Annotated in this window: 12 protein-coding genes; 7 read left to right on the forward strand and 5 right to left on the reverse strand. The window is 65.4% G+C overall.

What is annotated here, in order from left to right:
• Positions 1 to 56 precede the first annotated feature (56 nt).
• From ACWEO7_RS23185 to ACWEO7_RS23195, 3 genes are read left to right on the forward strand one after another with little or no spacing between them, the layout of a single operon-like run.
• Positions 57 to 365 (forward strand): PadR family transcriptional regulator, encoded by a 309-nt coding sequence (locus tag ACWEO7_RS23185; RefSeq protein ID WP_452426038.1) that lies wholly within the window; start codon positions 57 to 59, stop codon positions 363 to 365.
• Positions 362 to 718 carry a DUF1048 domain-containing protein gene (locus ACWEO7_RS23190; RefSeq protein WP_452426039.1) on the forward strand — a complete coding sequence of 119 codons (357 nt, stop codon included), beginning with the start codon at positions 362 to 364 and terminating at the stop codon, positions 716 to 718. Before ACWEO7_RS23185 ends, ACWEO7_RS23190 begins: the two co-directional genes overlap by 4 nt.
• Before the next feature lies 1 nt (position 719).
• The gene (locus ACWEO7_RS23195) at positions 720 to 1,034 is read left to right on the forward strand and encodes a DUF1048 domain-containing protein (protein WP_452426040.1); all 315 of its coding nucleotides are present in this window, start codon (positions 720 to 722) and stop codon (positions 1,032 to 1,034) included.
• 34 nt (positions 1,035 to 1,068) lie between these two features.
• Here the strand turns inward: ACWEO7_RS23195 and ACWEO7_RS23200 are convergent, their stop codons facing one another.
• The gene (locus tag ACWEO7_RS23200; RefSeq protein ID WP_452426042.1) at positions 1,069 to 1,782 is read right to left on the reverse strand and encodes a tetratricopeptide repeat protein; all 714 of its coding nucleotides are present in this window, start codon (positions 1,780 to 1,782) and stop codon (positions 1,069 to 1,071) included.
• Entirely contained in the window at positions 1,719 to 1,982 is a 264-nt protein-coding gene (locus ACWEO7_RS23205; protein WP_452426044.1) for a hypothetical protein, read from the reverse strand. The genes ACWEO7_RS23200 and ACWEO7_RS23205 overlap by 64 nt, the downstream gene beginning before the upstream one ends.
• A 312-nt stretch (positions 1,983 to 2,294) precedes the next feature.
• Between ACWEO7_RS23205 and ACWEO7_RS23210 the strand changes: the two genes are divergently transcribed.
• Complete coding sequence (locus ACWEO7_RS23210) at positions 2,295 to 2,948, forward strand: ABC transporter ATP-binding protein (RefSeq protein WP_452426046.1); 654 nt, start codon at positions 2,295 to 2,297, stop codon at positions 2,946 to 2,948.
• The gene (locus tag ACWEO7_RS23215) at positions 2,945 to 3,763 is read left to right on the forward strand and encodes a hypothetical protein (protein WP_452426048.1); all 819 of its coding nucleotides are present in this window, start codon (positions 2,945 to 2,947) and stop codon (positions 3,761 to 3,763) included. The genes ACWEO7_RS23210 and ACWEO7_RS23215 overlap by 4 nt, the downstream gene beginning before the upstream one ends.
• Before the next feature lie 68 nt (positions 3,764 to 3,831).
• Here ACWEO7_RS23215 and ACWEO7_RS23220 read toward each other — a convergent pair whose 3' ends face one another.
• Entirely contained in the window at positions 3,832 to 5,841 is a 2,010-nt protein-coding gene (locus ACWEO7_RS23220) for a polyprenyl synthetase family protein (RefSeq protein ID WP_452426050.1), read from the reverse strand.
• A 66-nt stretch (positions 5,842 to 5,907) separates the two neighbouring features.
• Here ACWEO7_RS23220 and ACWEO7_RS23225 point away from each other — a divergent pair, with 66 nt between their 5' ends.
• Positions 5,908 to 6,150 (forward strand): hypothetical protein, encoded by a 243-nt coding sequence (locus ACWEO7_RS23225; RefSeq protein WP_452426052.1) that lies wholly within the window; start codon positions 5,908 to 5,910, stop codon positions 6,148 to 6,150.
• Between the two features lie 131 nt (positions 6,151 to 6,281).
• Here ACWEO7_RS23225 and ACWEO7_RS23230 read toward each other — a convergent pair whose 3' ends face one another.
• Together ACWEO7_RS23230 and ACWEO7_RS23235 are read right to left on the reverse strand one after the other, a co-directional pair.
• Positions 6,282 to 7,610, reverse strand: a complete 1,329-nt coding sequence (locus tag ACWEO7_RS23230; protein WP_450020932.1) for a cytochrome P450 — start codon at positions 7,608 to 7,610, stop codon at positions 6,282 to 6,284.
• Between the two features lie 162 nt (positions 7,611 to 7,772).
• Positions 7,773 to 8,945 (reverse strand): hypothetical protein, encoded by a 1,173-nt coding sequence (locus ACWEO7_RS23235; RefSeq protein WP_452426053.1) that lies wholly within the window; start codon positions 8,943 to 8,945, stop codon positions 7,773 to 7,775.
• Between the two features lie 304 nt (positions 8,946 to 9,249).
• Between ACWEO7_RS23235 and ACWEO7_RS23240 the strand changes: the two genes are divergently transcribed.
• Positions 9,250 to 10,062, forward strand: a complete 813-nt coding sequence (locus tag ACWEO7_RS23240) for a hypothetical protein (RefSeq protein WP_452426055.1) — start codon at positions 9,250 to 9,252, stop codon at positions 10,060 to 10,062.
• Positions 10,063 to 10,841: the final 779 nt, after the last annotated feature.

Genomic DNA, 10,841 nt, shown 5'->3' on the forward strand with positions numbered 1-10,841 from the left:
TAGCGCTGAGTAGCGCGCCGTGATCGAAGGAGCCTGCTACGGACAACTTGACGGAGATGCTGAAAGGAACTCTGGAGGGCTGTGTCCTCGAAATCATCGGCACGGAGGAAACATACGGATACGCCATCACTCGCCGGCTGAACGAACTCGGTTTCACCGATGTCGTCGAAGGGACGATCTACGCCATCTTGCTCCGGCTGGAGAAAAACGGGCTGGTCGCGGTATCGAAGCGACCGTCGGAAGTCGGTCCGGCGCGCAAATTCTTCGCACTGAACGATGCTGGACGCGAAGAGCTCGCGAAATTCTGGGCTAAATGGGAATACGTTTCAGCACGCATCAACGAGCTCAAGGAAAGCGGGAAATGAACTTCTGGGAGACAATCACGGGAAGCGATCTCACCAGGGAATACGAACACTTCGAGGCGCGGGCCGGTGCGCTTCCGGCCGAGTATCGAGCGGCGTGGGAAGAGATCAAGGTCCACCTGTTCCCCTACTCGGGCGGCACGGGCCGCAATCTGATGCCGATCCTCGATGGCGCCCTGGGGCTGCTCGAGGAAGCGGCGACCGATGGCCAGAGTGTCCATGAGGTGCTTGGCGACGACATCAAAGGGTTCTGTGCGGCTATCGCCGGCGAAGAAGGCGCCAAGACCTATCGCGACAGATGGCGTGAACAGCTGAACAAGAATGTCGCAAAGAAACTGGGCAGGCTGGGAGACTGAGATGGGAATCCGCGACATCATCGAAGGTAAGAAAGAGTGGCGGGCGCATATGGCGCGGGTCAAGGCGCTCCCACTTGATTACCGAATCGTTTACAAGGAAATGCAGAAATACTTGTTCAAGGTCGGTCCGGTCGAACTGGCCGACGGGAGCCTGTTACCGGGACTTCTCGATTTCTTCGAGGAAGGCATCGCAGCCGGGAAAGGCGTCATGGAGGTGATCGGTGACGATGTCGCAGCTTTCTGTGATGACCTGATAAAGGACTCGCGGACCTACGCCGACATCTATCAGGAGTCTGCCGGTAAGAAAAGTCGGTAACGGCTGATCGGGGTGCTGTCCACTTGATGCCTGATCAGACGGAGTGAGCTTGGAGTTGCATCGTTTCCTGGGGTGACCTGCTGCTGCGCCGCAGGGTATGTGGCTGAATCAAGCCTGAGGCCGGCGGGTTCGTAGGGTGGCGCCTATGGGTCTCGGCTACCTGCTCGGCCGCGGCAAGCTGGTCGCGCACCACGCCAGCCAGTGGATGGTCGCTGCCGAGGGCTCGCTTCGTCTGGTCGAACATTGTCTCGAAGAGTTTCACGGCGTCCTCGAATCGGCCTGCCGCTTGATAGGCGAGCGCGAGTCCGTTGACCGAACGCCCGGTGAGGGAGTCGTCGGGGCCGAACTCCTGCGGGTTGATGTTCGCCTCGTACAGGGGAATGGCTTCCGCGAATCGGCCTGCGGCTCGAAGTGTGTCGGCAAGCGCGTTGCGAGTGCTCCGGAGCCGCGGATGGCCGGGAAGAGCGCGGTGGTACTCCGCGAGATTCGTCTTGAACAAGTCGATCGCGGTGTCGAGGTGACCGGCTGAGCGGTACGCGGCCGCGAGGCTGTCGCGCGAGGCGAGGGTGGCGTGGTGGTCTGGTCCGAGGATGCGCAGTCGGTCGGTCAAGGTGGTTCGGTGGTTGGTGAGGGCGTCATCGATGCGGCCTGCCGCGTGATAGACGGCGAGATTGTACCGGTAGGTCAACGTGTCGGGGTGGTCGAGACCGAGTTCTCGCGCGCTGGCGGAGACGTTGGCCTCCAGCAACGGGATCCCGCGAGGGCTTCCCGTTCGGCGGCGGCGTCCGGGTCCGCCTCCACCTGTGCGAGATCCACATCGCGATAGCGGCGGGTGAGTAGACCCTTCAACGCCGCATACGCGTCGGTCACGGATTGCTTGGCGGTATCGGTGAGGCCGGCGGCGGCGCCGACCGCGACCGCGGTGGCGACCAAGGTGGCCGGGTCCATTCGAATTCCCCCTCTGTGGCGACTCGGCCGAGTAGCTCAAGTGTGCACGATCGTGGCAATGCCAACTCGAGCGGCAACGTGACTGTCGCTCTCATCCGAGCTGTAACCGCGGCGGGCGACCATCCGCCACGGACGTACCGCGGCTGATGGTTGCGGCGAAGGGGTCAGCGTCGCTGGTCGCGATAGGTATCCAGCAGGCGCAGCCACACCTCGTTGATGGTGGGGAAGGGTGGGACGGCGTGGCAGAGGCGGTCGATCGCTGAGGGTTGCCTGTCGCGAAAATGCCGTTCCGCCAACGTGTTTCGTGGCCGATTGGTAGCATTCGAGGCCGTTGTCGGGCCACTGAATCGGGGGCGGCTGATGGAGGTGGAGGACGTCCACCACTCGTACGGCAGACGGTCGGTGCTGCGTGGCATCGACATGGTGTTGCCTCCGGGGACGCTGGTGGGCATCGTCGGTGAGAACGGGGCGGGTAAGTCGACGCTGCTGAAGATTTTGTCCGGAGAGCTGCGACCGGACCGGGGGAGGGTCCGCCACCGTGGGCGGTTCGGTTACTGCCCTCAGCAGGTGATCCTCAACGACGCCTTCACGGTGCGTCAGCACCTGAATTTCTTCGCCGAGGCCTATGCGATCCCCGACCTGCGCCGCGCGGAGGAGACCATGGAGATCTTGCGTTTCGCGGAGTACGCCGGTGAGCGGGTCGGGACGCTCAGCGGCGGTACGCGGCAAAAGCTCAACCTGACGCTGGCGGTGATGCATGATCCGCAGGTCTTGCTGCTGGATGAGCCGTATCAGGGTTTCGATTGGGAGACGTATCTGCGTTTCTGGGATCTGGTCGCGGAGTTTCGTGACACCGACCGGTCGGTCTTGGTGGTCTCGCATCTGGCTCACGACACCGACAAGCTGGACCAGGTGTGGCGGTTGCGCGACGGCGTCTTACGAGGCGGACAGGAGAATGCCGGATGAGTGATGGTGTGCGCTTGTTCGTGATCGCCACGCGCTACGGTCTCATCGAGCACGCGCGTAACCGTTTCGCCATGCTGTTGGTGGCCTTCTTCCTTCCCATATTGATCACCCTGGTCCGCGTGGCCGTCACAGACCTCGAGGTGCCGTTCCGGCTTCGAGACACCGGTCTGGTTCTGCGCGCCAACGGTAACGAGCTCGCTCAGGTCAGCGGCGCTCTGATGGCGGTCTCGCTGATCATAGGGTTCATGATGTTCGCTGCCACTTTCAGCAGCGGCGCATTCGACCGGCGCCTCTCCATGGCGGGGTACCCCCGGGTCGCTTCGGGTTTGGCGAAGATCGCCTGCCTGGTGGTGGCCTCGGTGGTTGTTTGCGTGTACGCCACGGCGGTCATCTGCTGCTACTGGTCGCCGCGGCAGCCTGTCCTGCTCGCCGCGGCGCTTTTCGGCGCGGCGATGACGTACGGGGCGCTGGGTGTGGCTCTCGGCGCGCTGCTGCGCCGAGAGGTGGAGGGGATGTTCGCCATCGCGATGGTCAGCTGCTTCGACATGGCCGTACAAAACCCCATCGCCAGTGCCGGGGCGGATAGCGATTTCGTGCGCTGGCTGCCCTCCTATGGGGCCATGCAGGCTTCGACCACAGCGGGTTTCTCCGACGCCGCGCCATTGACGGGATTCGCCGTACAACTAGCCTGGTTCGTCGCGAGCGCCCTCGTCGGTCTGATCGCTTTCCATCGGCGCACCCGTTCCTCTCTTGGACCTACGATGTGGATGCGCATCTGGAGCCCGAAGGGGTCCGGACAGTCGGTGATGCACTGAGGAGGCATTCCGCGCGACCACACGGTGGAGGTGCGGGACGTGACTCTGCTTTTGCCCGGCTGTGGAGCTTATGACGGCGTGGGAGCCGGTTCGTCGGCCGGGAGGTAGACCTCACGGCGCAAGCGTTCGAGATCCGGCGCTGCGATAGCGGAGGTTTGCGTGTACCGATTGCTTTCACGCCCCCAGAGCCCCACGCTCGTGATGTTCACATACATCTCCGCGTAGTCCTTCCCCTGACCGGCCAAGCCGGGAAGAACGCGCAGGAGCGCGGGGACGTAGTGGATTACCGCCTCGAGCTGGGCACGCTGGTCCGCCACTTGGCGCCGCACTCGGTCCACGGCTTCGTCGCGAGTGCAGCCGGTTTCGTGACGGACCGCCCGCACCAGGTTGTACGGAACTCGGTCTGCCTCGTCCTGATCCAGTCCCACCAGGTCGTTCTCCACGAAGGTGACCCAAAAGGCGAGTTCCTCGAGACGGCGGATCACGGGGTGTTCGCGCAGCGTCGATGGCAGTTCCCGGTCGTGGTACACCTCCATGCAGGCGATGGCGGTTTCGATCCCACTGGTCGACATCCGCATCGGTAGGTAGTCGGCCGTGGAAGGGACGTAGCCACTGATGCGATGATGGGCTTCGCGTTCGGCGGCTTCGAACCACTCCTCGAGGCCGTCGAGGAACCGCTTCTGCCAGCGGATGGTCCGGCCCTCGCGCAGGCGCGGCCATATGCTCGCCCAAGCCGTCGGAATCGCGCCGGGCCGCCACGGTTTCTCCGGGTCCTGGCGCAGCGTCGCCACCATGCCACGTCGCAACGCGGTCACGGCTTCCGGGTCCTTCAGCTGCGGATCCTCGAAAAGGTCATCCCAGGCGAGGACCAGCACGGCCATGCCGTAGGCGGTCTGTTCACGGGCCGCACTCGCTGCTGGGGCCAATGTTCGCGCCGGGATCTGGATCGCCCCCGTCCACCGGTGGTAGTCCGCCTCGGCAGAGGAGACGGCAAGGCCGGTGTCCACCAGCCAGTTCCGCAACCATCGCCCGAGCTGCGGCGGAAGCCCATCGCCGCGGGTTCGAGGTGGCTGCGTCGACCGCCGGGGGACCGCGGGACCAGGAGTTCGCCGGTCAAGTATGGACCTGGCGTAGGCGGTGATCGCGTGGCGAGCGCCCGGATCGACGGGCAGGGTGGCGAGCTGACCGGCGGCCCGGTCCATGAACTCATCAGCCACCGTTCGTGCTTCGTCCACGGCGCCGCAGGCGATGACGATCTCGCGGGCGCGCGCGGCTTGCTCGAGCGTCATTCTGCTCTGCAACAGGCGAGCAAGGCTTCTGTCGCGGGCGGCCGCGCGGATCACGGGCAGTGTGTAAATGCCCGCGGACAGATCCGCGTTGACGGGCTTGCCCAGTTCTTCGGCGGTGGAGGTCAGATCGAGGATGTCGTCATACAGCTGGTAGGCCAGCCCGAAGTACCGGCCGAACTGGGCCGACGCCTCTTGCTGATCGTCGGGCCTGCCGGCCTGCATCGCGCCCACCCGGCATGCCAGCGAGAGCACCGCCGCCGTCTTGCCGTCGATCGCGTCCAGGTAGGACTGCTCGCTGCGGGAGGCCACGTAGAGGTCGGCGGCCTCGATCACCATGCCCGCGCACATCTGCTCACCGGCAATTGCCCCCGACAGGACTTCGCGCCCGCCGAGTTCGGCCAGCATGCGCACGCTTGTGAGCATCACGGAGTCCCCACCCAACACGGCCATATGCGAACCCCACACCACATTGGCACTGGGACGGCCTCGACGCTCGTATGCGTGATCGATGACGTCGTCGTGGTAGAGCGAGCCCAGATGCAGCAACTCCACGGCAGCGGCGGCGCGCACCGCTCGGTCGTCGGCCGGGGCCGCGGGATCGGTGAGCAGGTAGTACGACAGTAGGGTCAATGTGGGACGGACCAGGCGGCGCGAGGTGTCCGGCCCTTCCTCTGTGAGCGCGGCCAGTTCAGGCCTACCCTCCAGCCGAACGGGTCCGAGAACGTCACGGACCCGGTCCAGATCCGCATCCAGATGGGGGAAGACAGCCGAATCCTTTTCGCGGGGCATGCGGGCACTCTCCTGACTGGTTGCATCGGTATCCAGAACACCGCCGATCAATGGCAATGAGACACCATGTTGCTGCGGAAGATGTTGGTATCGGCCGAAATTGAGGCCGGATCCGCAGATGCGGTGCAGCTCGACCGGACATCGGGAGGGTGTGCCACGCATCGAGCGATGACCGATTTACGGCGGGAGTTGTTCCAGGAGGTCACGCTGCGCGAGACCGCCGCCGGTACCTGGATCGACGTTCACTCGGCGCGCTGGCAGGCGACGTTCACCTTCTACGCTGTCTTTCGGCCCGCAGATCGTTCGTGATCGTCGACCACCAGCAGGACCTCTCCTCTGAGCGTGCTCCGGTGATGACGCGGCCGCGCTGGCACCTGCTCGACTCCAGGTGCTCGAAGACTCCGGCGACGGCGAATCAGCCTGCCGCGGTACGGGTCTGATCAACGGGGATGCAACGTTATCCGGGCGTTGTAGGCGGGGCTGAGGCCGGTGTGATAGCGACGTGGGGGCTCGACGGGACCGGTGGCCGCGCCGATGCGGCGATGCTCGAGGATGGTGCGGAAGAGGATGCGCGCTTCCGCCAAGGCGAATTGGGCACCCAGACAGCGATGCGCGCCGGCGCCGAAGGTCAGCCAGGTGCGGCCGTTCGGCGGCTCGTCGAGGAAGCGTTCAGGGCGGAAGGCCATCGGGTCCGGGTAATGCCGTGGTGATTCGTGAATGAGGAGAATCGGGACTATGACGATGGCCCCCTTGGGGACGTGGACTCCGTTGACCACGGTGTCGCGCAGTGCGCGCCGCCCAGTGAACGGTGACACCGGGCGGATTCGCATTGTTTCGGCGACCACGGCGTCGAGATATGCGTCGAGCCGGGCGGAGTCGCCTGCGTCGACCGCCGCATCGAGTTCGGCCATGGCTGCCGGGTGGACGGCCAGCATGGCGGCGATCCAGCCGAGCGTGATCGCGGTGGTCTCGTAGGCGCCGAGCAGGATGCCACGCATATTGCGGGCCAATGCGGCATCGTCGTGCTGATCCAGTTCGGTGCCGACATACCGCGACAGCACGTCTTTCCGGCCGTTTCTGTCACCGGGCGTGGACCGGCGCGCGGCGATTTCCTCGATGATGAGGGCGTCGACCTCCGACTGGCGGCGGCTGAGCGGCGGGTAGGGCAACGTGTAGCCACCGACAAGCGGGGTGAGCAAGGTGACCGCGAGAAATCCGCGACTTTCTATTTCCCCGAACCACCGGCTCACCGCCTGTTTCAGCCGGTCCTTGCGGGGCGCGGCCACGTCGCCGAAGACGACGCCGAGCAGCACGCCGATGGCCAGGTCGTAGCCGACCTTCAGAAATTCGAACGGTTCACCGACAGGCCAAGTCGGCAGTTCGCGCTGGACCACCTCCACCATGAGGTCCTCGTAGGACCGGAGTGCCTTGCTCTGGAACGGCGGTGCGAACAGCTTACGTTCGCGGCGATGTTCGTCACCGTCGAGGAAGATCAACGTCTGCTTGCCGAACATCATGTCGTGGCTGGAGAAGCGGCTCAGCACCTGCCCGACCGAGAAGTCGTCGTGGTTGGCGAACAGTCCTCGCACATCGTCCATGTCGTAAGTGACCAGCATGGTCGGAAATCCTGGCGGCGAGACGACGAACCGTTCGCCGAATTCCAGCAAGGGGGAACGGTGCGTGCCGGGGCGCATCAGTCCACCGATCTGCGCGATGTGGCGGGTGCGAAGCCTAGGGAGATCACGCAGAGACAGCGTGGGATGCGACATGTAGCCATCCTTAACCCGTCGCTCGGCGACTCGCAAACATGAAATCCCCGCAGTGGCAATGGATACAAGGCCTATCACCGCTTCGCACAGGCGAAGCCGTCGACGTGCCGGAGCAGTCACTGCTGCGGATCCCACCATACGGATCCGCCCTCGCCGTTCGGCTCAACCGATCCCGAATTCCGCTCTGAGCGCGGCGAACAGCGTGTCCACCTCGGGGCCGAAGACCAATCCCGTGGCGTACAGGGTCGTCATCGCGGCATCGAGGGCGTCGGGTCCGTTCGCGTCGATGATGGTGGGCAGCGCGAAGGACGGACGGTGGATCGGGCCCAGATCGAAAGGGCTCGCCGTCGCACCGGCCGAACCGAGAACCATCGTCGCTTCGATGGTGCCGACGTGCTCACCTTTCGGCGGGCCGAAGTCCTCGTCGTGCAGCCAGGTCATGGCCGCGTCTACGTCGTCGAACGGGGGCGGTAGCGGTCGGCCGTCCCGCAGCGCCGCCAAGGCGGGCCGCACCCACGGCCGGTCGCTGAGGCCTGCTTTCGCGCAGGCTTGGGCCGCCGACCAACGCGCCAGGCGCCGCAACTCGGGATCACCCATCGTGGCGATCGCCTCGGCGATCGCGCGGTCATGGCGTGCCAGGTCTTCCGCGCCCGGGTGATCTTCCAGCCGGGGTATCGGCTCCCCGCCCCAACGCTGCCGCTGGAAAGCGGCCGCCTGCGCAGGCAGATCGTCGATGTGCAGGCGGCGAGAGCCTTTGTCGTCGACAACGACGACCCATTCCTCCACGTCGACCGACGCGGTTACCTCGGGCAGCGGAACATTCTCGGGCACACCGTATCCGGGCATGTGCCACTGCATGGCCGGTAGCGGTTCGCTGCCGTCGTCCGGCCAGAGCCGGATGCGCCACACATCGCCGGGTTCGGTCGACCCGGGCCAGCCGTAGTTGACGAATCCACGGCCGCTGATCTCGATCAGGTATTGGCCCTCCGGAACCGGGCAGTCGACCGCGCCGTCGGTGGGCGACGACAGGAACAGTGTGCCCTCCGGTCCGACTCGTAACCTCGTCTCACACACTTGCTGCCATTCGCCGCGATCCCCGGGCGGCCGCTCGTCCCATACCTCAACCGTTACTGACATATGGAAGTTGTTCTGGTGCGGGCTCAACACCACCACCGCCAGCCCATCGGAGGCGAACGGATGCGCCGCCTGCGCGCGGTCGAGCAGTTCGAGTTCCTCGACCGGGCTCTCGACGCCGCCGTCGATGCGGAACTGCCCGTAATCCATGAACAGATGCACGGTTTGCTCGCTGATCGGCCGCCTGAACACGGTGCTCATCGCGTCATCTTGGCACGGAGGCACGTCCGCCCGAGGGCGAGGTTCCCGGTCAGGGGGAGTCTGCATGCCGGACCAGCGCGGCGGCATGCGGCGCGACAGGCGCTGTGCGTATCTCCGAGCGCAGTCGGACAACCGTATGATCCGTGGCCGTGCTGCGGATCGGCGACATGCCGAAAGCCAGCGGCCCCGTGGCCTCAGACCGTCGCTTGACGCGTGCGTGGAGGTCGTGACGTAGAGCCATTACGGCGTCGGCCTCATCGGCGGGCCGGGCTTCGGAGCCTGGCGCGAGCTCGCCGTGCACACCATGACGACGAACTGGGTGCTCGCCGCCGAACACGAGGGCTTCCCGCTGATGTACCACTGGCGGGTGCTGCCGGACACGACGCCGCTGCCGGGGGAACTCGCCGACATCGACCGTGCCGTCGCCTACTGGGTCGGCCGACCGCAGGTACGCCACCGGATCGAGGCCCTCCAGAACTCTTCGGCGAGCATCGCGCTGTTCCTGGAATACATCCCGCAGAACCTGCACGAGTGGCTGAACACCCAGATCGAGGCGGGCGAGGAGCCCGCCGACCGGGCCTGCGCCATGGTCGAGCGGGAACTGGCCGCCGGCACCGCGTTCATGAACAGCCGCGGTCTGCTGCACCTCGACGCGCACTTCGAGAACATCCTGACCGACGGTCGACGCCTCTACTCCGGCGACTACGGCCTCGCGCTGTGCTGCGGGTTCGACCTCTCACCGGAGGATGCCGCGTTCTTCGACCAGAACCAGAGTTACGACCGCGGCTATACCGCCACCTACTTGGTGAACTGGCTGGTCACCGCCCTGTACGGGCTCCGGCGGGAGGACCGGGAGGCGCGCGCCGCGATGGTGGGCGTCTTCGCCGAGGGCAAGCCGCCGGAGGGCATCCCTGCGGGGCCGCCGCGGTCATCACTCGGCACGCGCCGATCGCCGCGGCGATGTCCGCATTCATGCGCGCGTTCCAGCAGGAGAGCCGGAGCACCCCGTACCCGGACCAGGAGATCCGCTGCCTGCTGGGCGGCCCGGCCTTTCGGGGCCCAGACGCTAGGTGACCCACCGTGTCCTCGGAGCGAACACGTAGTTGGGGAAAACTGATCGACATGACGGACATGCGGGGGTTCCGGCCCCGTTCATCGACAAGGTGTGGGCTCTTCCCCAACTAGGCGGACCTTTCGGAGTTGTTCTGGCTGTTTGCCGAAGCGTCGACGCCACCGACGCGTGCGCTGACCAGACCCACGATCGGGTCCACGGTGAAGTCGACCTCGCGGTCGCGGTCGAAGCGGGCGACGTGGACAGCTGCAAGGCAGACCTAAGGCGGTCCGGATGACTCGAGGGTGCTCTGCCGACCAGGCGACCACGACCCGCTGCAAGGCGGTCACGGCGGTCCAGGTGACCGTGGGCTTGGTCGTCGGTCATCGGCAGCTGAGCACGTGACGGCGTGGAACCACGTGCAGGCGTCGAGGCAGGGCGAGAAAGTGGTGAGTTCTGTCTATCGAAAGCCTGCACCGGCGCTCGGTTCGGAGTTATCGTTGAAGTCCCTGCTGGAGGCCATGGTCGGGGTGCACAATAGGCCTCCTGGCTGTGGCCTTGGGATACGACATGCACGCACCGACCGCGTCGCTCGCCGACAACCTCTGCATGCCGCCGCTCGCGAAGCCTGTCGCGGCGGTCGATGCGACCGCGCTGGTCCGGCTAGCAGGGGCCGATGCCAACTCTCTCGTGTTGAGCTTCATCGTGGGTAACGAGTCGATCGTGAGTGGTCTGCCAGTGCGCCATGATGCGGGGGCTGTTCACATTTGCCGCCGATCCGGCGGTACCCAGCAAGTCGCCGCGTCTATGGCTTTCCGAAATGAGCGGTCGGCGTTCGCCGTCTT

The organism is Nocardia sp. NPDC004260, assembly GCF_053603155.1.

Excerpts from the sequence above, each read along its gene's own strand:
- ACWEO7_RS23185 (WP_452426038.1), top strand. The coding sequence starts at position 57 with ATGCTGAAAGGAACTCTGGAGGGCTGTGTCCTCGAAATCATCGGCACG.
- ACWEO7_RS23190 (WP_452426039.1), top strand. The coding sequence starts at position 362 with ATGAACTTCTGGGAGACAATCACGGGAAGCGATCTCACCAGGGAATAC.
- ACWEO7_RS23195 (WP_452426040.1), top strand. The coding sequence starts at position 720 with ATGGGAATCCGCGACATCATCGAAGGTAAGAAAGAGTGGCGGGCGCAT.
- ACWEO7_RS23205 (WP_452426044.1), bottom strand. The coding sequence starts at position 1,982 with ATGGACCCGGCCACCTTGGTCGCCACCGCGGTCGCGGTCGGCGCCGCC.
- ACWEO7_RS23215 (WP_452426048.1), top strand. The coding sequence starts at position 2,945 with ATGAGTGATGGTGTGCGCTTGTTCGTGATCGCCACGCGCTACGGTCTC.
- ACWEO7_RS23220 (WP_452426050.1), bottom strand. The coding sequence starts at position 5,841 with ATGCCCCGCGAAAAGGATTCGGCTGTCTTCCCCCATCTGGATGCGGAT.
- ACWEO7_RS23225 (WP_452426052.1), top strand. The coding sequence starts at position 5,908 with ATGTTGCTGCGGAAGATGTTGGTATCGGCCGAAATTGAGGCCGGATCC.
- ACWEO7_RS23230 (WP_450020932.1), bottom strand. The coding sequence starts at position 7,610 with ATGTCGCATCCCACGCTGTCTCTGCGTGATCTCCCTAGGCTTCGCACC.
- ACWEO7_RS23235 (WP_452426053.1), bottom strand. The coding sequence starts at position 8,945 with ATGAGCACCGTGTTCAGGCGGCCGATCAGCGAGCAAACCGTGCATCTG.
- ACWEO7_RS23240 (WP_452426055.1), top strand. The coding sequence starts at position 9,250 with ATGACGACGAACTGGGTGCTCGCCGCCGAACACGAGGGCTTCCCGCTG.